At 35.6% G+C, this 23233-nt stretch carries 21 protein-coding genes, 1 tRNA gene and 1 pseudogene; 13 read left to right on the plus strand and 10 right to left on the minus strand.

Translation table 11 applies throughout. From position 1 onward, the window contains the following. Positions 1-5: 5 nt before the first annotated feature. The 8 genes from ACFJGY_RS11525 to ACFJGY_RS11560 form a co-directional block, all read right to left on the minus strand. Positions 6-1265, minus strand: a complete 1260-nt coding sequence (locus ACFJGY_RS11525; RefSeq protein WP_379964035.1) for a hypothetical protein — start codon at positions 1263-1265, stop codon at positions 6-8. A gap of 110 nt (positions 1266-1375) precedes the next feature. Beyond that, positions 1376-1449: transfer RNA gene (locus ACFJGY_RS11530), tRNA-Ile, on the minus strand. Positions 1450-1512: 63 nt separating this feature from the next. After that, the gene (gene mce, locus ACFJGY_RS11535; RefSeq protein ID WP_379964038.1) at positions 1513-1911 is read right to left on the minus strand and encodes a methylmalonyl-CoA epimerase; all 399 of its coding nucleotides are present in this window, start codon (positions 1909-1911) and stop codon (positions 1513-1515) included. 10 nt (positions 1912-1921) lie between these two features. Beyond that, entirely contained in the window at positions 1922-2638 is a 717-nt protein-coding gene (locus ACFJGY_RS11540; RefSeq protein WP_379964040.1) for a hypothetical protein, read from the minus strand. 63 nt (positions 2639-2701) lie between these two features. Further along, positions 2702-3463 carry a triose-phosphate isomerase gene (tpiA, locus tag ACFJGY_RS11545; RefSeq protein WP_379964042.1) on the minus strand — a complete coding sequence of 254 codons (762 nt, stop codon included), beginning with the start codon at positions 3461-3463 and terminating at the stop codon, positions 2702-2704. Between the two features lie 7 nt (positions 3464-3470). Beyond that, a complete protein-coding gene (locus ACFJGY_RS11550) occupies positions 3471-3821 on the minus strand; it encodes a TerB family tellurite resistance protein (RefSeq protein ID WP_379964044.1) in 351 nt (116 codons plus the stop codon). A gap of 8 nt (positions 3822-3829) precedes the next feature. Further along, positions 3830-4906, minus strand: a complete 1077-nt coding sequence (locus ACFJGY_RS11555) for a BT_3928 family protein (RefSeq protein ID WP_379964046.1) — start codon at positions 4904-4906, stop codon at positions 3830-3832. Between the two features lie 14 nt (positions 4907-4920). After that, entirely contained in the window at positions 4921-5457 is a 537-nt protein-coding gene (locus ACFJGY_RS11560) for a DUF1599 domain-containing protein (RefSeq protein ID WP_379964048.1), read from the minus strand. 91 nt (positions 5458-5548) lie between these two features. Between ACFJGY_RS11560 and folP the strand changes: the two genes are divergently transcribed. From folP to rplI, 6 genes are all read left to right on the plus strand, one after another. Continuing rightward, on the plus strand, positions 5549-6382 hold the full coding sequence (gene folP / locus ACFJGY_RS11565) for a dihydropteroate synthase (RefSeq protein ID WP_379964050.1): 834 nt from the start codon (positions 5549-5551) through the stop codon (positions 6380-6382). A 2-nt stretch (positions 6383-6384) separates the two neighbouring features. Then, a complete protein-coding gene (locus ACFJGY_RS11570) occupies positions 6385-7734 on the plus strand; it encodes a chloride channel protein (RefSeq protein ID WP_379964052.1) in 1350 nt (449 codons plus the stop codon). 113 nt (positions 7735-7847) lie between these two features. After that, positions 7848-9407: a GEVED domain-containing protein gene (locus ACFJGY_RS11575; RefSeq protein ID WP_379964054.1), complete on the plus strand. Its 1560-nt coding sequence runs from the start codon at positions 7848-7850 to the stop codon at positions 9405-9407. Positions 9408-9529: 122 nt separating this feature from the next. Beyond that, positions 9530-9871, plus strand: a complete 342-nt coding sequence (rpsF, locus tag ACFJGY_RS11580; protein ID WP_379964056.1) for a 30S ribosomal protein S6 — start codon at positions 9530-9532, stop codon at positions 9869-9871. A 27-nt stretch (positions 9872-9898) separates the two neighbouring features. Then, positions 9899-10201, plus strand: coding sequence for a 30S ribosomal protein S18 (gene rpsR, locus ACFJGY_RS11585; RefSeq protein WP_027382072.1), 303 nt, complete (start codon positions 9899-9901; stop codon positions 10199-10201). A 179-nt stretch (positions 10202-10380) separates the two neighbouring features. Beyond that, positions 10381-10899, plus strand: a complete 519-nt coding sequence (gene rplI, locus ACFJGY_RS11590; protein ID WP_379964058.1) for a 50S ribosomal protein L9 — start codon at positions 10381-10383, stop codon at positions 10897-10899. A 68-nt stretch (positions 10900-10967) separates the two neighbouring features. Here rplI and ACFJGY_RS11595 read toward each other — a convergent pair whose 3' ends face one another. Continuing rightward, positions 10968-11516, minus strand: a complete 549-nt coding sequence (locus ACFJGY_RS11595) for a thioredoxin family protein (protein ID WP_379964060.1) — start codon at positions 11514-11516, stop codon at positions 10968-10970. Positions 11517-11598: 82 nt separating this feature from the next. Here ACFJGY_RS11595 and ACFJGY_RS11600 point away from each other — a divergent pair. The 3 genes and pseudogenes from ACFJGY_RS11600 to ACFJGY_RS11610 all read left to right on the plus strand — a co-directional run bounded on the left by ACFJGY_RS11600 (position 11599) and on the right by ACFJGY_RS11610 (position 14015). After that, a pseudogene (locus tag ACFJGY_RS11600) lies at positions 11599-12478 on the plus strand (lysophospholipid acyltransferase family protein). After that, a complete protein-coding gene (locus tag ACFJGY_RS11605) occupies positions 12479-13456 on the plus strand; it encodes a glycosyltransferase family 2 protein (protein WP_379964062.1) in 978 nt (325 codons plus the stop codon). A 4-nt stretch (positions 13457-13460) separates the two neighbouring features. Then, complete coding sequence (locus ACFJGY_RS11610; protein WP_379964064.1) at positions 13461-14015, plus strand: 3'-5' exonuclease; 555 nt, start codon at positions 13461-13463, stop codon at positions 14013-14015. Between the two features lie 118 nt (positions 14016-14133). On the opposite strand, the gene apaG is transcribed toward ACFJGY_RS11610, so the two are convergent. Continuing rightward, positions 14134-14517, minus strand: a complete 384-nt coding sequence (gene apaG, locus ACFJGY_RS11615; protein WP_379964066.1) for a Co2+/Mg2+ efflux protein ApaG — start codon at positions 14515-14517, stop codon at positions 14134-14136. Positions 14518-14671: 154 nt separating this feature from the next. Here apaG and purB point away from each other — a divergent pair, with 154 nt between their 5' ends. The 4 genes from purB (at position 14672) to ACFJGY_RS11635 (ending at position 23229) form a co-directional block, all read left to right on the plus strand. Continuing rightward, positions 14672-16099, plus strand: a complete 1428-nt coding sequence (purB, locus tag ACFJGY_RS11620) for an adenylosuccinate lyase (protein WP_379964068.1) — start codon at positions 14672-14674, stop codon at positions 16097-16099. A gap of 89 nt (positions 16100-16188) precedes the next feature. Next, positions 16189-19878, plus strand: coding sequence for a phosphoribosylformylglycinamidine synthase (locus ACFJGY_RS11625; protein ID WP_379964070.1), 3690 nt, complete (start codon positions 16189-16191; stop codon positions 19876-19878). Continuing rightward, positions 19856-20248 carry a ribonuclease inhibitor gene (locus ACFJGY_RS11630; RefSeq protein WP_379964071.1) on the plus strand — a complete coding sequence of 131 codons (393 nt, stop codon included), beginning with the start codon at positions 19856-19858 and terminating at the stop codon, positions 20246-20248. Before ACFJGY_RS11625 ends, ACFJGY_RS11630 begins: the two co-directional genes overlap by 23 nt. Positions 20249-20331: 83 nt before the next feature. Continuing rightward, positions 20332-23229, plus strand: coding sequence for an AsmA-like C-terminal region-containing protein (locus tag ACFJGY_RS11635; protein WP_379964072.1), 2898 nt, complete (start codon positions 20332-20334; stop codon positions 23227-23229). The last annotated feature ends 4 nt before the right edge of the window (positions 23230-23233 follow it).

A 23233-nucleotide genomic window follows, 5' to 3' on the forward strand; every position in this document is an offset into this window, starting at 1 on the left:
ATTATTTATCCTGTTTGTACATTTTTCAAATAATCTAATTGCCTTTGATTTCGCTTGACAGTGTAAATTGATGTGGTTTTGTCACTTGTGTGAGCAGCTGCTGCCTGAGCAATATTAAAATCGATAGGAATTACTTTTGCCGAATGCTGAATAGCGTCTAATTCATCAAGATACATAGATTTGAAAGCATAAAAGTCTTCAGTGACTATAATCACTGTACCCTTTTCATCTTTAATATTAGGGCCGTTCTTTACATATTTATACCATTTGCGCGTAATCCTTTTTTCAGATACTTTCTGCTTTCCGGGAACCTGATCCACGGAAAAAAGATAATCATCATCTGATTCACATAAGGAAATTATTTCTTTCCAATATTTTAATGATTGAATATTAATTGCTTTTGTAACCCATTTATATGATGCTCCTTTTCGAATTTGCATAATATATTCTTGAGCTTCAATATTAACGTGTTTTCTCTGAATCCTAAACATCTCAGATGACCGGGATCCTGATCTATAAAAAATTTCTTTGTACCTGAAAAAATTGTAATGATTATTTTTAAGAAAAACATCTATATATTTCAATTTTTCAGCCGGTATCAACTCCCGGATTTTAGGATCGATTTTCTTCTTTGATATATCTCTAACCGGATTGTTATCAATGCACCCGCGTTGCACTAATTCTTTGAAAATATCAGAAAGGTATTGTCTGAATTTATTATAATAGCTTGGTCCTAGCTTTAAGTTTTCCAAAGTATCTATAATATGCCAAATTTTAACAGAAGAAATACTCATAAAACTGTACTTCATTTCGTCTAATCCTTTGCAAAATCGATTGATTGCAATTCTGACTTCATTCAAATGTTTTTCGGATCCGGATAATTTTAATCTTCCTTTCTCTAATGCTGATTTGAAATCAGTTGAAGGATTTAAAGAATTGGATTCGTCCGGCATAAATACCTCGGTGATCGGATTGTAATGCTGATTATCCAAAACATCTTCCATTTCAGATATTAGAGCTATGACAGCCGCCTTTCGTTCTGTAAGAGTTTCAAAAGTAGTATCAACCCGTCTCCGGAATTGTTTTCCGTTCGGTTTTTCAATAATGAATTTGGGATCATAAAATCTACACTCAACATACCATTCAGTAAGAAGATCTGATTTAGATTTTAATGTTGTGTAATTTGTAGGAGATACAAAAAATTGATTTCTTGAGCATCCATTTCTCAATTGAGTTCTTGGAAGCCGTTTCCTGGTTGTTTTCATTTGCAGAATGTTAATGTTACTAATAATGTTACTAATAAACATCTGCTACCAGATTCTTGAAGCTTTTAAAAAGCCAAAGAAACCTTTGTGGGAGTGGTTTCTTTGGCGAGTGGTCCCACCTGGGCTCGAACCAGGGACAACCTGATTATGAGTCAGGGACTCTAACCAACTGAGCTATAGGACCTCAAAAAATTGGTTAAATTTTGTGTCTGCAAAAATAACAAAATTTCTTTATCTACAAAACCTTTTACGGTTTTTCTTGACACAATTCTACCAATACACCATTGGTAGATTTGGGATGTAAGAAGACAACTAATTTATTATCAGCACCTTCTTTCGGTTCTTCGGAGATGAAAATAAATCCTTCTTTTTTTAATCTTTCGATCTCATTCTGGATATTTTCTACTCCAAATGCAATATGATGGATTCCTTCTCCTTTTTTATCCAGGAATTTCGAAATTGGACTTTCCTGATTTGTGGCTTCCAAAAGTTCTATTTTGCTTTCTCCAGCTTGATAAAAAGAAGTGGTAACGCCTTCCCTTTCTACAGATTCCTGTTTGTAATTTGTTTTCCCCAAAAGTCGGGCAAATAAATTATCTGAATCTGACAGAGATTTAACTGCAATACCAAGATGCTCTATTTTCATTTAATCAAATTTAAAATTTAATCTGCAAACCTAAACCTTTGTTATCGGCTAATGCATAATATGAAGTCGTAGTTTTCTTAACTCCCGCTGATTTATAAGCTTCTACAGCTTTTTTCATTTGAGAGTGTCCGGAAATTTTCATTACTGCTCCAACACCCATTCCTGCCAGTCCAATAATTATAGGAATCGGACTTCCTTTGGAATCTGATTTTTGATTATATTCAGAAACCGTGACCGAATCGGCCGAGGAAAGGTTGATAGCAGCACCAATGATAACGCAGGCGCCTCCACCAATCAGAAATGCAGTTCCTGTGTTATTTAGTCTTTTCCCGCTTAGATAAGCCTGGTTTTGGTTTTGAATCAGGAAATCTTTAATTTCTCTATCAGATGTTAATTTTAAAACAGTTTTTGACTTTGTTGATTTTAGTTCGGGATTGCTTCCCTTGAAATCTTCAGCGACATAATCTTGCGCCTTGTAAGTTTGCATATTGCCTTCATTATCCTGATAAGACATAGATTTTACAGAATTATCATACAAGAAATCTTCTGTATTGGTATTTTTATCAATATAAGTTATTTTACCTTTTTCAAATTTCAAGTTTTTAAATTCGATAGTTTGATTGGTTTTTGTAATGATAGTTCCTTTTGGAGAACTTTGAGGTAATGATGATTGAGAAAAGCAAAATGCACCAAAAGCAATTGCCAAAGCTGTAATTAATTTTTTCATGGTTAGTTTGTTAAATAAAAGCCATACAAATCCTAAAATCTGTATGGCTTCTTGATATTATAATTAAGAATTAAATCCTTCTATAATTTTTGCAAAATCTTCGATTTTAAGCGCTGCGCCGCCAATCAATCCGCCATCCACATCAGGCTGAGAGAAAATTTCTTTAGCATTGTCCGGCTTCACGCTTCCACCGTAAAGGATAGAAACTTCGTCCGCCACTTCTTTTCCATATTTGTCAGCGATCAAACTTCTGATATAAGCGTGAACTTCCTGCGCTTGTTCAGCAGTCGCCGTTTCTCCGGTTCCGATTGCCCAAACTGGTTCGTAAGCAATAACTACTTTTTTGATTTCCTCAGCTGATAAAGTGAAAAGAGCCGTTTCTGTTTGGTTTTTCACGACTTCGAAGTGTCTTCCGGATTTTCTTTCTTCCAGTTTTTCGCCGTTACAATAGATTGGCGTGAGGCCTTTGTTCAAAAGGGCTTTCACTTTTCTGTTAGCGTGGCTGTCTGTTTCTCCGTGGAAGGTTCTTCTCTCGGAGTGTGAAACCAAACTTCCGTCTGCATCTATGGAAGCCAGCATATCTACAGAAATCTCGCCTGTGTAAGCACCGCTTGCATATTCCGAAACATCCTGAGCGTAAACGCCCACTTCCCCATTTTTGAATACTTCCTTCGCTGCTGTAAGGTATAAAGCCGGCGGTGCGATGAAAACCTCGCAGTTGGTCGTGTTATTTTTTTTGTATTCTAAAAGCTGAACCATCAATTCCTGCGCTTCAGCATACGTTTTGTTCATTTTCCAGTTTCCTGCAACAATGTTTTTTCTCATTACTATATTAATTTAAATTCCAAAGGTTTTTTAGAAGTATATAAAACTTATGCTCGTCATCAGTTACCTTATTATCAGCTTTGATGAGTGATTTTGCAAATTGGATGAAATCTTTTCTTTCTGTTTCTGTGGAGTCTTCCTCATAGCATTTGGCATGGAATTCAAAATGTTCCTGCCATTGATCTGCTGTAAGCTGAGCTATAACTTCTAATTCGTCATCCAGATTGATACGAAACGGAAATTCTTCTGCAAGATATTCCTGAATTTTAAGTCCTTCTTCAGGTTTTATGATTCCATCTGCCGCAGACAATATCATCAGTAAATGATATCCTGCAATAGGTTTGTTTGATTTTCTCATTATATATATTATTCTTTATCTAAGTAATCTTTTGCACTTAATTTTTCTGTTACTTTTCCTTTTTCCAAAACTAACACAAAAGGATTACTTCTTGCAATAGTTTTGATGGCAATCTCATCCATCAGGTAATTTGGAATTTGCTTATAAAAATTTGGCTGTGTACTGACGCCATAAACTTTAGCTTTTTCTGATAGAGCTTTGGTTTCTGTTTTTTTCACTAATTCCAGGTCAGCTTCTTTTGGCTTATAGGTAAAAACAAGAATTACCCTTGGTTCTTTCAGGATTTCGTCTGTTATTGAATTTCCGCTAGCATCCTCGATTTTGAATTTTGAAATTTCGGATTCATAACCTTTTTTGGTTAGCTCCGTAGTTGTTTTTCCTTCTTCTATCTGCCAGTTTGTGTCTTTCCAATATTCTTTATTGATATATTCGTCCTGATCTACTTTTTTAACTTCCTTGGTTTTGCTATTTTTCAGGGAGTAAAAAGATTTATATACTGAAGGATCCTTAGCGATTTTTTCTTTCTCAGCTGCCAGATCTGTCCCGATTGCATAAGCCCGGAAATCGATCATGGGCTCGTGGAAAACGCCTCTGAACATAACGAATAACATGATTAAAACGAAAACGCCCAACAATGGTAATTTTCCGAATCTAACTACTTCATCTTCTTCTCTTTTTCGGTAAAGAAAAGCTAGAATAATTAATAAAATCAAAAGCGTAATATCTTTCCAGAACGATTGCCAAGGCGTGAATTTCAAAGCATCTCCAAAACATCCGCAATCTGTAACAACATTGTAATAAGCTGAATAGAAAGTCAGAAATCCAAAGAAAATGCAAAGTGCAATAAGTGCGTAGATGGTTTGCTTCAGTTTAATTTTCATTAAAAGCATAAAACCTAAAATAAGTTCCAGCAAAACCACAATGATTGAAAAAGCCAAAGCATATTTTTCCAGAAACGGCAAATTAAAAACAACCGGTGAGAAATATTCCTCAAGTTTGAAAGAAAATCCTTTAAGATCAACCGCTTTCACAAATCCGGAAGCGATAAATATGATGGCTACAATGTAACGTAAAATTGTTTTCATAGTTTTTTCAGCTATTAGTTTTTAAATTTAATCAGACAAAAAACCGCATAATTCAGCATATCAAAATAGTTGGCATCCAAACCTTCCGAGACCAAAGTTTTTCCTTGATTATCTTCTATCTGTTTGGTTCTAAGCACTTTTTGATAAATTAAATCTGTGATGGATGAGATTCTCATTTCCCGCCAGGCCTCGCCATAATCATGGTTTTTTCGTTCCATTAATTCTTTTGCTTTTTGAGCGTACGAATTATAAAGTGCCATAGTTTCATCTGTATTGGCATTGAGTTCATCAGAAAAACCTTTCTCCAATTGTATCAATCCGATGATGGAATAATTCACGATTGCAATGAACTCGTCTTCTTCACTTTCGTCCACCATTTTCACGTCGGTCATCTGCAAAGTACGAATTCTACTGACTTTGATATAAATCTGATCTGTAATAGAACTTGGGCGAAGAACGCGCCAAGCAGTTCCGTAATCTTTCATCTTTTTCTGAAATAAGTCTCTGCAAATCGCTATAACGCTGTCAAACTGGGCGGATGTGTTGGGCATAAATCTATCTATTGGTTCAAAGATACAAATTTAGTTGAAAGTTGTATATTGAGAGTTATCAGTTCAGGATCAAAATCCTTACTTTTGTTAAATGAGTTTTTCTCTTACAAATTCTAATGATTCAAAGTTCTTTTCTATTAATTGCAATGGCAGATTAATAGATCTTTCTAATCCAAAATTGATGGGAATCCTGAATCTGACACCTGATTCTTTCTCAGACGGCGGGAAATTTAATAGCGAAACAACAGCTTTAAAACAAGCTGAAAATTTATTAAAAAATGGTGCAAAAATTGTTGATATTGGTGCTCAGTCTACTCGTCCGAATTCAGAATTTCTAAACTCTGACGAGGAGATCAGAAGAATTGGTAATATCATTTCATTAATCAAAAAAGAATTCCCGGAAAGTCTGATTTCACTGGATACATTCTATTCTGAAGTCGTGAAGTTTGGTTTTGATGAAGGGATTGATATCGTGAATGATATCTCGGCAGGACAATTTGATCCGGAACTTTTAAATACCGTTGCTGAAAAAGGATTACCTTATATATTAATGCACGTCAATCCAAATTATGAATCGATGCATGAAAAATTGAAATTTGATGACATCATCCTTTCGATAAACCGTTTTTTTTCTGAGAAAATATTGGAATTAAAACAAAAAGGAATCAAGGATATAATTCTTGATCCCGGTTTTGGATTTGGTAAAACTGTCGAAGACCAATATAGGATAATCAATGAATTTGAATATATTGGTTTCGGAACATATCCGGTTTTAGCAGGGATTTCAAAGAAATCTTTCATTTACAAACCTTTGAACAAACAACCAAATGAAGTTGAAAAGGAAACCTTAAATTTACATTATAAGCTGTTGGAAAAAGGCACAAAGATCATTCGTCTTCATAATCCGGAAACATTGAAAATCTGAATATGAAAAAAATATTCCGATATATCAGAAAAGTTTTAAAAAAATCTTTTGATAATATTCATAACGAAAAATTGAAAGAAAATCTCCTTCAGGCAATTCCATTTTGGATCGGATCTATAATCACAGGGCTTTTCGCTGTTTTGTATGCACAGATTTTTGCATTCGGAGAACATACGCTCAACAAGATTTTGAATTGGCATCTATGGATGATCTTCATTATTGCTCCGATCGGTTTCGTACTCTCTTGGTGGCTGGTGAAAAAATACGCACCTTTTGCAAAAGGAAGCGGGATCCCACAGGTAATGGCAGCGGTAGAATTGGCAAATCCAAGAGATAATCATTTGATCCACAAGTTATTAAGTTTCAGAATAATCATTATTAAGGTCTTATCAAGTTTCGTCTTGGTTTCAAGTGGCGGCGCAATAGGACGAGAAGGACCAACGATCCAGATTGCCGGATCTGTTTTCCGGAAAGTCTATGAGTTCCTGCCAGAATGGTGGCCGAAGATCTCTAAAAAAAATATGATCCTCACGGGCGCTGCAGCCGGACTTTCTGCTGCTTTCAATACACCTTTGGGCGGGATTGTTTTTGCTGTAGAAGAGTTGTCAAAAACACATATCAATTATTTTAAAACGGCACTTTTCACGGCTGTTATTATTGCGGGACTTACCGCCCAGTCATTTGCCGGATCTTACCTTTATCTTGGTTATCCGAAAACAGGCGGCGTTACTTTATGGATTATGTTTCCCATTACATTTGTTTCGGGGATTTGCGGCATTCTCAGCAGTCAGCTTTCTGTTGCAATGCTAAAGATTAACAGATTGAAGAAAAAACTGAAAACAGACTTGTCCAATATCATTTTTCTTGTTATTTGTGCACTTATTGTAGCATCAATTGCTTATTTTATTAATAGAGACATTCTCGGGTCCGGAAAAGATATTATAGAAAGAGTCCTTTTTACAGAGAATAAAACAGAAGCGTGGTATGTTCCGATTCTAAGAATGTTGGGGCCGGCTTTGGCTTTTACATCCGGAGGAGCGGGCGGAATATTTGCTCCTGCTTTATCTACCGGCGCCTCTATAGGAAGTGTATTTGCCAGCATAATGAACCTGACTGATAACGAAACCAATGTATTGATCCTTGCCGGGATGGTTGCTTTTCTTACAGGAATTACCAGAGCACCTTTTACATCGGCTATTTTGGTACTTGAAATGACGGACCGCCATTCTTTAATATTTCATCTGATGTTAGCCGGCATGATGTCTTCCATTTTTTCTGTTTTAGTAAGCAGGCACTCTTTGTATGAGGTCTTAAAACTAAATTTCTTAAATGATATCAATCGGGATAAATAGGTATATTATTGATAAAATATCATTTTATTTAATGTTAAAATTACAAAAGTTTAACGTTTGTTTAGTTTTTTTTTATAATTTTGAAATGAATCAAAAAAATAAATTTAAATTTTATGAAAAAAAATCTACTAAAATTAGCATTTTTGACTTTGCCGCTATTCGGATTTAGTCAAACTTATTTTTCAGATGACTTCAATGATGAAGACGTCTCAGACTGGACTCGTTACGATGAAGATGGTGACGGTATCCAATGGGGAGATTTATTTGAAATTCAGGATAGCGGAGGAAATCCGGTAACGCCTGTTTCTCTTATTTCAAGATCGTGGCAGGCAGGTGAGGCATTGACTCCAGATAACTGGATCGTTTCAAAACCTATTGATTTGACAGCGGCTACTGGCCAGGTATATTTGTATTGGAAAGTTCAGGCAGCAGCAGCAGAATGGGATTTGGAGCATTACTCAGTATATGTTTCAACACAAAATACATTAACAGCATTAGAGGCTTCTCCTGTTAAATTTTCTGAGACCTATGATGATCCCGCAGATGCCGGAACTCAATATAGCAGATCTCTTGATCTGAGCAGTTTTGCAGGGCAAACGGTTTATATTGCTTTCAGACATCATGATGTGACGGATATGGATTTCTTATCCATTGATGATGTGACGGTAAAAGCACCGCCTACAGTAGCTCCAAATTGTGCAACATTAACTTCACCTGCAAATGGTGCTACTAATCTTGCATATCTTACAAATACCCTATCCTGGACGGCTCCTTCTGCTGGTGCTTCTGTGGATTCCTACGATGTATATCTGGATAAAAACACAAATCCGACAACGCTTGTAGGAAATGTTCCTGGTACTAGTTATACAGCAACCAATTTGGATCCATCATCTACTTATTACTGGAAAGTAGTGGCTAAAAATGCTGCAGGTGCTGCAACTGGCTGTACTGTTTATTCATTCACTACAATGGCTCCGACTTATTGTATTGCCGGTGCGACCAGTGTTAGTACAATTTTTGAAAGAATCTCAAATGTTACTTTTGCCAATATCAATAACAACTCTACTGCAGTAGCTGTAGGATATGAAGATTTCACATCAGTTGTTGGGAATGTGACTGCCGGATCAACTTATACTTTCACAGCAAGCTATACAGGTACTACTTATGCTACTGATCAGGTTCTGGTTTGGATAGATTTGAATAACGACAAAGATTTCAACGATACAGGCGAGCAAGTTCTTGTTACACCTTTGAAAAAATCTCCTTGGACAGGATCTATCACTATTCCTTCAACTGCAACTATTGGCGCTACTCGTATGAGAGTTAGATTACACGATAGTTCATTAGGAGCAAACTTGACACCTTGTGGAACTTCTACTTACGGACAAGTTGAAGATTACACTTTGAATATTGGACAACTTGCCGTTTCTGATGTTTCTAAAAATGGTATCAAAGCTTATCCAAATCCGGTTACAGATATCTATAATATCGAAACTCAAGGCAAAATCAAATCTGTTAAAGTTTATGATGTTACTGGTAAACAGTTATTAACAAAAGATGTGAATGAAGCTAAATCTAAAATCGATTTCAGCAAATTCAGCTCTGGAGTTTACGTAGTAACAATGTTATTAGAAGATGGAACTTCTACTTCTGCGAAAGTGATCAAAAAATAATCTTTTTAAACATTAAATTTAATCCCGTCAATACTTGGCGGGATTTTTTTATGCTAAGTATTTGTAGTTTAGAAAAAAGTTGTACTTTTGCAACTCGAATTTTTAATTAATAAATTAACATTATGAACAATTACGAAACTGTTTTCATTTTAACTCCCGTTCTATCTGATGCTCAGGTGGAGGAAGCAGTGAAAAAATTTGAAGATCTATTGACTTCAAACAATTGCGAAATCGTTGCCAAAGAAAATTGGGGACTTAAGAAATTAGCTTATCCTATTCAATTGAAAAAGAATGGTTTTTACACACTAATCGAATTCAAAGGAGAAGGAACTGTGGTTGCAGATCTTGAAACTGCTTTTAAACGTGACGAGAGAGTGATTCGTTATTTAACGACTAAACTTGACAAACACGCTATCGATTACGCAGTAACAAGAAGAAGCAAAGTAAAATCTGCTAAAGCTTAATTATTAACCTTTTAAAATTTTAAAATCATGGCAATAGATGATATGGCAAAACAAGCCTCTGCCGGAGGCGAATCGGAAGTAAAATTTCTTACTCCACTTGATATCAATACAAAATCTGAAAAGAAATATTGTAGATTCAAAAAATTCGGAATCAAGCATGTAGATTACAAAGATGCTGACTTCCTTTTACAATTTGTAAACGAACAAGGTAAAATCTTACCAAGAAGATACACAGGAACATCTCTTAAATATCAGAGAAAAGTATCTGCAGCTATCAAAAGAGCAAGACACCTTGCTTTGATGCCTTACGTAGCGGATCTTTTGAAATAAGAAAAAATAAATAAAAGCAGCAGGTTCGCCTGCTTCTTTTGTTGCTGAATAAATCAATTAATTCTAACTGTTTTAGATATTAGATATTAGATTTCAGATATTAGACTTCAGATCGTTGATCTTAATTCTAGCCTCTAACTTCTAACCTCTAACTTCTAAATCTAAACAAGACAACAACAATGGAAATTATCCTAAAACAAGATGTAGAAAACTTAGGACTTGAGTTTGATACAGTAAATGTAAAACCAGGTTACGCTCGTAACTTTTTACTACCCCAAGGTATTGCTCTTTTGGCAACTCCTAAAAACAAAGCAGCTTTGGAAGCTACTTTGGAATCAAGAAAAGAAGAAGAAGCCAAATTGGTTGCTGCTGCTAACGCTGTAGTTGAACAATTGAAGAAAACATCTATCACTATCCCTGCAAAAGTAGGTTCTGGTGACAGATTATTCGGTTCTATCAACAATGCAGATCTTGCTGCTGCTTTGGAAAAATCTGGCGTAAGCGTTGATAAAAAATATATCAAAATCCCTGGAAATACAATCAAAAGAACTGGTACAGTGACAGCATTGATCAGACTTCACAGAACTGTAGAGTACAATTTCGATTTCGCTATAGTTTCTGATGCTCCGGTAGAAGCTCCTAAACCGGCTGCTCCTAAAGCTAAAGTTGCAGAAGAAACACCTTCTGAAGAAGCTTAATCAGGATTTTAAAAATCATAAAAAAACCATCCCGAAATTTCAGGATGGTTTTTTTATAAATTATATTTCTAAGATTTCTTCACTTTCCAGGAATTAAAGAATTCTTTGACCTTTTCCGGACTATAACCACTTCCCTCTTCCAGAACAGAACTGTCCTGCGTATGGATCTGTTTGCCATTTTCATCCAGAATAATGAAAACAGGATAGCCAAACTTCTCTCCAGGGTTTCCATAACTGGTGAAGATTTTTTCATTCTTATTTTCCGGAGACCAATTCAAATGATAATAAACATAATTTTCATCAACTAACTTTTTAAGTTCCGGCGTCTGTTGAACATAATTATTGAATCTCAAACACCAGATGCACCAGTTTCCGCCCGCTTGGATCAAAACATTTTTATGTTCTTTCTTAGCCAGTTTCACAGCATTTTGAATGTCCATTTCGGCATTTGCTTCGGGGTGATATGGCTTTGGTAATTTTGCTTTTTCTTCTGCTGCAGCTTTCTTTTTAGCTTCTATTTGCTCCTTAGTAAGTGGATTTTCTTTCGATTGAGCATTTGCTACAGAAATCGTCAATACACTTCCAAGCAAGAATAATTTTATGATTGTCTTTTTCATTTGTTAAATATTGATTTTACAAACCCAAATTTAAGCAAATATCCCGCCGTTTTTCAGTATATTTGCCAATATTCATTATACATTGAATCAATTTTTATTCAGCATATTATTACTTATTTCCAAACTTCCACTGAGAATATTATATGTATTTTCAGATATTATGTTTTTCCTGAATTATTATGTTATAGGATATAGAAAATCGGTCGTTTTAAATAATTTAAAAAATGCTTTTCCTGAAAAATCTGAAAAAGAAATCAGGGAAATTTCAAAAAAATTCTTCTCCAATTTTTGTGATTACCTTGCTGAGATGCTCAAAGCATTTACAATTAGCAATACCGAATCCAGAGTAAGAATGCAGCATCTGAATCAAGATCTCTTTCATGAAGCAAAGGCCGAAGGTAAAAATATCATACTTCTTTCCGGGACATGTTTTCAACTGGGAATGGTTCAATGCTTTATCAACGATTATTCCTCAGAAAAACAGCCATCCTGTTTATAGAAAAATGACCAATAGATTTTGGGAACAAAAGATAAAAATGATTCGTAACAGATTCAATAACAAATCTTTGGAAGCTAATGAAGTTATAAAACATATTTTCCGTACTCCAAACGACGGAGATTGTGTCTATATGTTTGTAGCAGATCAGACGCCTCACGTTTCTAACGTCAATTTTGGTCTTAACTTTCTCAATCAAAGAACACCAGCTTTCATTGGTTATGATAAATTATCAACTAGAATGGATATGGCCTTTATCTATTGTGAGATGAAAAAGGTAAAACGTGGCTTCTATCAGGTTAATTATCACAGAATTTATCCGGACGGAGAAAAATTTGTAGAACACGAAGTGGTTAAAAAATTCCATAAGCTGTTAGAAAATACAATCAAAAAAAGACCGGATAATTGGCTTTGGTCTCACAGAAGATGGAAATATCAGGATTCAATCAAAAATTACGAAGATTAGATGACTGTCGCAATCGCTATACTTAATTGGAATGGCAAAAACTGGCTGGAAAAATTCTTGCCATCGGTTTTAAAATATTCCGAAGAAGCAGACATTTACGTCATAGATAATGCTTCTACAGACGATTCTATTCAGTTTTTAAAATCGAATTTTTCTAAAGTCAAGATCATTCAAAATCAAAGTAACTCAGGTTTTGCTGCTGGTTATAATGAAGGATTAAAATCAGTTAAAGCTGACATCTATTGCCTGTTAAATTCTGATGTAGAAGTCACAGAAAACTGGATTACACCAATTATAAAACTCTTTTCCGAAGATCAAACAATAGCTGCAATTCAACCTAAAATTCTGGATTATAATCAAAAAGACAAATTCGAGTTTGCAGGTGCTGGCGGTGGTTTAATTGATAATTTGGGTTATCCGTATTGCCGAGGACGGGTTTTTGAAAATATAGAACTGGATCACGGACAATATGATGACGAAACCGAAATTTTCTGGGCATCGGGCTGTTCTTTATTCATCCGTTCCGACGATTTTTGGAAAATGAATGGTTTTGATGAGAGATTCTTTGCACATCAGGAAGAGATTGATCTTTGCTGGAGGCTTAAAAATGAAGGCAGAAACATTTATTATTCTGGAAAATCCACAGTTTATCACGTTGGCGGCGGAACATTAAAAAAAGAAAATCCGGAGAAAACTTATCTCAATTTCCGGAATAATTTGTCAATGATGTTAAAAAATCTTCCTTCATCAAAAGTCTTTTATATTCTGTTTCTTAGATTACATTTAGACGGTTATGCAGCAGTTTATTTAGCTTACAAAAATGGATGGAAATTTCTTTGGGCAGTTCTAAAAGCTCATGTTTATTTTTACATCCAGCTTCCTAAGTCAATTCAGTTAAGACAAAAACATCAGATTGATCCTTATTACCAAACCAAATGGTTGATGTTCAAGCATTTTTTAGGTTCAAAAAAAAATTAATACGATGAACTTCATAGCCTTAGATTTTGAAACTGCAACCCACGAAAAAAACTCAGCCTGCGAGCTGGGAATTTGTATTGTGGAAGACGGCCAGATCAAGGAAACCAAATCCTGGCTTATAAAACCGCCTTCGTACCCCTATTTCAATTATCACAACGTAGCAGTTCACGGTATCAATCCTGAAGATGTTCGCAACTCTCCTACTTTTGGGGATATTTGGTATGAGATAGAAAAATTGATGTATGGAAATCTGATGATTGCCCACAACGCCTCTTTTGATGCCGGCGTTTTGCGTGGTTGTCTGGATCATTACGGATTTTTTACACCGAAAATTAATTACTTATGCAGCATTGGTGTTGCAAAAAAAGCTTGGAAAAACCTGAGAAGTTATGGATTGAAAAGTCTTGCAGAACATCACGAAATCAACTTTAATCATCATAGAGCTGATGCAGACGCAGAAGTTTGTGCGAAAATTTCTCTGCTAAGCTTTGAAAGGTTGATGATCTCAAGAAATGAAGAGATTAAAGAAGTTTTCAGTAAAAAAATTAAGTTTCTGTAGGATTTGGGCAGCTATTTCCGTCCCCCACTCCCGCTTTTTTCTTTTTTTAAGAAAAAGAAAAAGAGCTCCGTTCAGGCCGGGCTGCATTGCTATTCAACGCTTTAGAATTTTCGATAATTTAATTACTCAAAACTTCAGAAACCAAATTAAACTTTGGAATTGCGACATTAAAAGTCCCCTTCTCAAAATTTTCAAAAACATAATGCCCTTCCATATTTCCAACACCCGATTTTAGAATAACATTAGAAAAATAGCTGAATTTTTCGCCGCTTTCTATGACAGGAGTTAAACCAATTACACCAGCACCTTCAACTTCTGTGAATCCAAATCCCAGATCATATATCATCCATTTTCTGGAAAGCAGTTTCACAGGTAAAGATCCGAGATTTTCGATTTCAATGTTATATCGAAAAACAAAGCGGTTTTCAGAAGGATAACTGTTGAAATTATCGTACTCTGTAGTCACGCTGACTCTTATTTCGGAAGTATTTTTAGACACCATTTTGTTAGATTTAAATTTCAGATACAAATATCCCGCCGATTATTTGATTCAAAAATTATTATTTGGTTAAATCAGAATCCTATATTTAATTTGATTTTATTCAGTCGGTTAATTTTCTTAATTTTGTGTAATCTAAAAAAGTAAAAAGAAAGAAATGAATTCCTACAAAAACCCATTGGAAGAGCGGTATTCCAGTGAAGAAATGCTGTTTAATTTTTCTCATAACAACAAGTTCCGCACCTGGAGAAAACTTTGGGTAGCTCTCGCTGAAATCGAAAAAGACCTCGGTCTGGAGATCTCAGACGAACAAATCGCAGAGTTGAAAGCCAATGTTGAAAATATCGATTATGAAATAGCAGCAGAATACGAGAAAAAATTCCGCCACGATGTAATGGCTCATGTTCATACTTATGGTGACGTTGCGCCTTCTGCAAAAGGAATTATTCACTTGGGAGCAACCTCCGCTTTTGTAGGAGACAACACAGATTTAATCCAAATCCGTGACGGACTTTTAATTATTAAGAAAAAGTTGGTCAACGTAATGAAGAATCTTGCCGAGTTTTCTATTCAATATAAAGATTTACCGACTTTAGGATTTACTCACTTTCAACCTGCTCAGTTGACGACTGTTGGAAAAAGAGCGACACTTTGGTTACAAAGTTTGGTTTTAGACATCGAAGAGCTTGATTTCTTCCTAGAAACATTAAGATTCAGAGGGGTAAAAGGAACAACAGGAACTGCTGCAAGTTTCTTGGAGCTTTTCAACGGAGATTATTCTAAAGTAAAACATCTTGATAAAGAACTTTCAAAAAGATTCGGTTTCGAAAAAGTTTTCGGCGTTTCCGGACAGACTTACGACAGAAAAATTGATGCAAAAGTGGTTGCTTTATTAGGAAATATCGCTCAATCCGCACATAAATTCACCAACGACTTACGTCTTCTTCAAAATTTAAAAGAGATTGAAGAACCATTCGAAAAAAATCAAATTGGTTCTTCGGCAATGGCTTACAAGCGTAATCCTATGAGAAGTGAAAGAATTGGAGCTTTAGCAAAATACGTTATGTCTTTAACGACAAGTTCTGCAATGGTCGCTTCTACACAATGGTTTGAAAGAACTTTGGACGATTCTGCAAACAAGAGATTGACAATTCCTCAGGCATTTTTAGCTGTTGACGCAATCTTGTTGATTTGGAATAACATTATGAATGGAATCGTAGTTTATCCTAACAGAATCAACAAACACATCGAAGAAGAACTTCCTTTTATGGCGACTGAGTACATCATTATGGAAGAAGTGAAAGCTGGTGGCGACCGTCAGGAAATCCACGAAATAATCAGACTTCACTCGATGGAAGCTTCGAAAAAGGTGAAAGAAGAAGGTAAAGAAAATGATCTTATCGAAAGGATTTTAAACGATTATTCTTTAAAACTCGATAAATCCAAACTAAAAGAAGTTCTTGACCCCAAAAACTTTATCGGTTTTGCACCAATCCAGACGGAAGAATTCATTGCGAATGAAGTTCAGCCAATTTTGGATGCGAACAGTGAATTGATTGGTTTGGAATCAGATCTTAAAGTATAAATTTGTGCAGCCTCGGCTGCATTTTTTGTTATAAAAATAAATCTAATAAATGATTTTAGAATGAAAGCTAAAATCTCATATCTATAAAAATGAACAAAAGAATTTTCGTAGAAAAAAGAGGAATTTTCGATGTAGAAAGTCCAAAAATTTTTGATGAAGTAAAAGCGGTGGTTCCGTCAATCCAAAGCGTAAAAGTATATAATGTTTACGATATTTTTGGATTAAATGATGGTGAATTCGAAAAAGTGGTAAACAGCACTTTCGTAGATCCGGTTACTGATATTTTAATCGAGGAAAATCCTGCACAAGGAACTCATTTCGCATTAGAATTTTTACCGGGACAGTACGATCAGCGTGCCGATTCTGCTCAACAGTGTATCGCCTTATTGACTGAAAATGAGAAATCTAAAGTTAGAAGCGGTAAACTGATCGAGTTTGAAGGCGTTTCTGAATCTGATTTAGCAAAAATCAAAGATCTTCTCATCAACAAGGTAGAATCTCAGGAAAAAGATTTATCAATTTTAAATATTCCTGCAGAAGAAACGCCGTCAAAAGTAATTGTTCACGAAGGTTTTATCAATTTTGATGATGTTCAACTTGAAGATTTTTTTAACAATCACGGTTTTGCTTTAGGTTTGGATGATTTGAAATTCATTCAGGAATATTTTAAAACTGAACAGAGAAATCCTACGGAAACTGAACTTAAAGTTTTAGATACCTATTGGAGTGACCACTGTCGTCACACAACGTTTGAAACAGAATTGTCGAATATTGAATTTGAAGGACAGTTTAAACATACATTGGAAACGATTTTCAATGATTATATCGAAAAAAGAAAATTCTTAGGACGCGAATTAAAACCAATCTCTTTAATGGATCTGGCAACAGTTTGCGGAAGATATTTCCATAAAACAGGGAATTTGGAGAATCTTGTTGTTTCTGATGAAATCAACGCATGTACGATCCAAATCGAAGCTGAATACGATGGTAAAAAAGAACCGTGGTATTTATTATTCAAAAATGAAACACACAATCACCCGACGGAAATTGAACCTTTCGGAGGTGCTTCAACGTGTTTAGGTGGTGCGATCAGAGATCCTTTGTCCGGACGTTCTTTCGTTTTCCAGGCTATGAGATTGACGGGTGCTGCTGATGTTTTGGAATCGGTTGATAAAACTTTACCGGGTAAATTACCTCAAAAAACAATCACAAAACAGGCGGCGAACGGATATTCTTCTTACGGTAACCAAATAGGTTTGGCGACTACAATGGTTTCCGAAATCTACGATGAAGGCTACAAAGCAAAAAGAATGGAAGTTGGTTTCGTTGCCGGAGCAGTTCCTGTGGATTGGGTAAGACGTGAAAAGCCTGAAGCTGGTGATTCTATAATCATTTTAGGTGGTGCAACGGGTCGTGACGGTGTTGGTGGCGCAAGCGGAAGCTCAAAAGAGCAGGACGAAACTTCTATCCACACCATGAGTTCTGAAGTTCAGAAAGGAAATGCCGTTGAAGAACGTAAAATCCAGAGATTATTCAGAAATCCGGAAGTGACGAGACTGATTAAAAAGTCGAACGATTTCGGAGCTGGAGGTGTTTCCGTAGCGATCGGTGAAATCGCTGATTCTTTGGAAGTTAATTTGGATGTTTTACCTTTAAAATATGAAGGTTTAAATGGAACTGAGCTTGCTATTTCTGAATCTCAGGAAAGAATGGCGGTTATGGTTGAACCAAAAGATAAAGAAAAATTCATCAAATTCTGTGAAGCTGAAAATATTGTTGCTGTTGAGGTTGCAAAAGTGACCGATTCAGGAAGAATGCAGATGTTCTGGAAAGGCGATAAAATTGTTGATCTGTCAAGAGCGTTTTTAGATACAAATGGTTGTTCTAAAAGTCAGGAAGTTAAAATTACTCACCTTAATGAAGTAAAAGAAGAAACTCCTGCATTTAATGAAGAGAATTTCTTAAAAATATTAAGCGATAAAAATGTAGCTTCTCAAAAAGGTTTGCTTGAAATGTTTGATTCATCGATTGGTGCGACTACGGTGGCGATGCCTTTAGGTGGAAAATATCAGCAGACTTTGATGGAAGGAAGTGTTCAGACGTTACCAATCATCGGAGCAAAAAATATTGAAACCGTTTCTTTGGCAAGTTGGGGATTTGATGCGGAGATTTCTAAGCAGAATTCTTTGTTGGGATCTTCTTACGCTGTTGTTGAAAGTGTTGCAAAGATCGTAGCGATGGGTGGCGATTACAAAAATATTAGATTCAGTTTCCAGGAATATTTTGAAAAATTAGGTCAAAACCCTGAAAAATGGGGTAAACCTTTGGCTTCACTTTTAGGAGCTTATGATGCTCAGATTAACTTTGGGTTGGCTGCCATCGGAGGAAAAGATTCAATGAGTGGAACGTATCAGGATCTGAATGTTCCGCCAACGTTGATTTCTTTCGCTTGTGCGAACGGAGAAAAGAAAAATATTATCTCTCCTGAATTTAAAGGGGAAGGAAATAAAGTTTATTTCTTCAATCATATCGCTCAGGAAAACGGACTTCCAAATTATGACAGTTTAAAAACTGTTTTTGAATTTATTTTCGAAAATATCAAAGCTGGAAAGATCGTTTCTGTGAAAACGGTGAAAGAAGGTGGAGTTGCGGTTGCTTTAGCTAAAATGAGCTTCGGAAACAGATTAGGAGCTGAAATTACGGTTGATGAAAATGCTTTATTAACTAAAAATATCGGTAGTTTAATTATTGAATCTAAAGAAGAATTAAGCTCAACAAATCTTCAATTAATAGGAAAAGTTGTTGCAGATGAAGTTCTAACGATCAACAATCAACCAATTGCGATCAACAAACTTCTAGCTGCTAATACAAATACGTTTGAAAACCTTTTCCCAACTGTTGAAAAAGAAAAACTGACGGTTGAAATTGATGAGAAATTAAACTCAATCAACCCAAGAAATATCATCATTAAAAAACACGGAATCGCAAAGCCAAAAGTATTTGCGCCAGTTTTCCCGGGAACAAACTGTGAGTATGATACGTTGAATGCGTTTGCAAAAGAAGGTGCAGTTGTGAACAGCTTACCTTTAATTAATATCAATCACCAGTTATTGGATGAAAGTATTGATGCGTGGGTTGAAGAAATCAGAACTTCTCAGATTTTGGCTTTCTCAGGAGGTTTCTCTGCAGGTGACGAGCCGGATGGTTCTGCAAAATTCATTGTAAACGTTTTGAAAAATGAAAAAATGAGAAATGCAGTTCACGAATTACTGGACAGAGACGGAATGATTATCGGGATCTGTAACGGTTTCCAGGCGTTGGTAAAATCTGGGTTGCTGCCTTACGGAAGGATCAAAGATTTGGATGAAAATTCTCCAACTTTGGCTCACAATGCGATCAGAAGACACATTTCTCAGATGGTGAATGTAAGAGTTGTAAACGACGAATCTCCTTGGTTAAAAGGAATGAAAAATCAGGTGTTCACGATTCCGATTTCTCACGGTGAAGGTCGTTTTATGGCTTCTGAAAAAGAAATTCAGAAGTTGTATGAGAACGGACAGATTGCAACACAATATTTAGATTTAGACGGTAACATCGCTCACGGAATGCCGTTCAATCCAAATAATTCATTATTCGGAATTGAAGGAATCACGAGTCCGGACGGAAAAATCTATGGTAGAATGGGACACCCTGAACGTTTTGCAGAAGGGTTAATGAAAAATATTCCAACTGCGAATTACCACAACATATTTAAAAATGGAGTTGAGTACTTCAAATAACAATAAAAAGAAAATGACTGTCATCAATGGCAGTCATTTTTCGAATATGGAAGGTTTCTACGAAGAAATTTCTCAGCTTTTTATGAAAGATGAAGACTGGAAAGTCGGAACGATGGATGGTTTTGATGATATTTTGTATGGAATTGAAACAGATATTACCTGGAAAGATTCTCAAAAATCAAAAGAAGATTTAGGTTTTGACTTGACTAAAGAATTTTACGAGAATAAAATCCAAATTGGAAAACCATTTAATGTCAAATTAATCCAACAAAAACTTAATGAATTAATTGATGGAAACGGACAAACATTATTTGAAATTTTAATTGAAATTATAGAATCGCACGAGAATATCAATCTCACTTTAAGATAATTAACAACAATTAAAATGCTTTCAATTCTGAGAGCATTTTTTCTTTAGCACAATCTTTGAATTAATCATAAAAATTTAAGTTTATGAGTGCGGGAAATATCACATCAGTATTGCTGAAAATATTAAAATGGCTGGGAATTACAATTGCTTCTATCCTATTTCTAATGTTCATTATTCCGATTCTTTTTCCTGGAACAATTGAAAAACAAGTTAAAATATTCGCTAACAAACATTTGGCTGGCAAACTCGATTATAAAAAAACACACCTTACTTTTTTCCGCCACTTCCCTTCTCTCACTGTTTCTGTGGACGATTTTCTACTCAAAGGTTCAAAGCCATTTGAGCAAGATACATTGCTTGCGGCAAAAGATGTTTCGGTCGGAATCAATCTTAAAAATTTAATTTTTGACCAGGAAATCAAAATCGACGAAATCTATGTGAATGACGCTGTAGCCAATGTTTTTGTCAATTCCAAAGGTCAGGCAAATTACAATGTTTACGTTTCCAAACCTTCGGAAAAGCCTAAAGATACAACCGAAGCAGGCGCATCTATCAAATTGGATTTAATCAAATTAAAAAATTGGAATATCAAATACAATGACCACGCAGCCAATGTTTTGGTAACTGCAAAAGGTCTTAACTACACAGGAAAAGGTGGATTGAGTGAGGATATTTTCGACCTCGAAACCGACCTTGGAATCGATAAACTTGATTTCGCTTTGAACCGAATCTGGTACGCCAAAGAAAAGTCACTGCATGCCGATTTGATTACAAGAATTAACACCAATGCATTGACTTTTGTATTGAGAAAAAATGAATTAAGGATCAATGAACTTCCTTTGAAATTTACAGGTTTCGTCAGTATTTTGAAAGATGGATATAATTTGAATATCAATGCAGCTTCGGAAAAAACGACGATTAAAGATATGTTGTCTGTTTTGCCTCCGCAATATTTGGGTTGGGTGAAGGATACGAAAATCGAAGGAAACAGTGATTTGTTCTTTAGCTTAAAGGGAAGATTCAGTGAACCTAAAAATCTAAAACCTGATTTGAAAGCCAGTCTGAAAGTGAACAATGGTTTCGTTTCCAACAGCACTGCACCGGTTCCAATAAACAATCTGAACCTTGATTTGAATGTTGATTTACCTTCGCTTGATACGAATAAACTCCTACTTGATTTGAGAAATCTGAGTTTTGACCTTGGGAAAAATAATAAGTTCAGAGCTGTTGTAAGAACGCAAGGATTAGAAGAGATGAAAATCAATGCCAACATCAAAGGCGGAATTGATTTGGCGACATTGGATTCAGCTTTAGGACTGAAGGATATTGAATTGAAAGGCCTTATGAAAACGGATATTCAAGCGAATGGGATTTTCAATCTTGATAAAAAATTATTCCCAAAAACGAAAGGTTATCTGAATCTTAAAAATGGCTGGCTGAAAACCAAATATTACCCAAATGCGATTCAGAATATCAACATTTTAGCAAATATTTATAATACGGATGGGACTTTCAAAAGTCTGGGCGTGAAACTTGACCCGTTTAAATTTGATTTTGAAGGAAATCCCGTTTTCGTGAATGCAGACCTTCAAAACTTCGAAGATTTGTTGTACAAAGTCAGAGCAAAAGGTGTTTTGAATATTGGCCGGATTTATCAGGTTTTCAGGAAAGAAGGTTTCGATGTCAGCGGTTTGATAATGGCAGATTTATCTTTAAATGGTCGTCAAAGTTACGCGACAACGGGACAATACAGCAAGCTTGATAACCGAGGAAACTTAATTCTGAAAAACATCAAAGCCACGACGGAATATCTGCCAAAATCATTCTTTATCAAAGAAGGGAACTTCGAATTTGAAAATGAAAAAATGTGGTTCAGAAAATTCTTTGCAACTTATGGAAAATCAGATTTTGCCTTGAATGGCTATCTTTTAAATACAATCAATTATTTTATCGAAAGAAAAGGAACATTGCACGGAAAATTCCATCTCAAGTCCAATTATATTTTGATTGATGAGTTTATGGCGCTGAAAGAAGGTGATAACAAAGGCAAATCGCTGGCTGTGGAATATGCGAAAGAAGAAAATCCGAAAAGCAGCGGCGTCGTGATAATTCCTACAAACCTTGATGTTTCATTGGAAGCGAATGCAAAAAAAGTCGAATTCAAAGGACTAGGACTGAATAATCTTGTTGGATTAGCTTCTGTCAACAAAGGTGAAGTTTATCTTAAAAATACAACTTTCGACATTGTCGGAAGCCGAATGGGAATTGATGCGAGATATCAGAATGAATCGCCGATTACAGCCAATTATGATGTTGCTTTGAAAGTTGATAACTTCGATGTTCAAAGAGCTTACAAGGAAATCGATATGATTCGTGAAATGGCAACAGCAGCCAAAGATGTCAAAGGAATTGTGTCCCTCGATTATAAATTAAAAGGTGATTTTGATGCTAATATGAAGCCTATTTATCCATCACTTGAAGGTGGCGGAAATGTCAACTTGAGAGATGTGGAGGTTAAAAACTTGAAAATGCTTTCGGAAGTTGGTGATAATATTGGTGCTAACGCTTTTGATAACCCGGATATGAAAGGGGTGAATATCAATACAACGATCAAAAACAATCTGATTCACGTAGAACCGTTTACTTTCAAAGTTTCAGTTTTGAGACCTTCCATCAGCGGAACGACCAGTTTCAATGGCCTGCTAGATTTCCGAATCAGAGTTGGATTGCCACCTGGCGGATGGATTGGTTTCCCAGTTGTAGTAACCGGAACACACGAAAAACCGAAAATAAAAATCTTCAGCAAAACCGGACAAGGCATTATGGATGCGCTTTACAATACCAAATCCAACAAAGTCATCCGAGAAGAAAAACGTGCCGAGAAAAAATCCAGAGCGCAACAACGAAAAGACAAACGCGCTCAGGAAAAGAAAGCTGAGAATGCCGAGAAACAGGTTAGTAAAGATTTGAAAGAAAAATAAAAAA

This window comes from Epilithonimonas sp. UC225_85 (genome assembly GCF_042695135.1).
Taxonomy (GTDB): Bacteria; Bacteroidota; Bacteroidia; order Flavobacteriales; family Weeksellaceae; genus Epilithonimonas.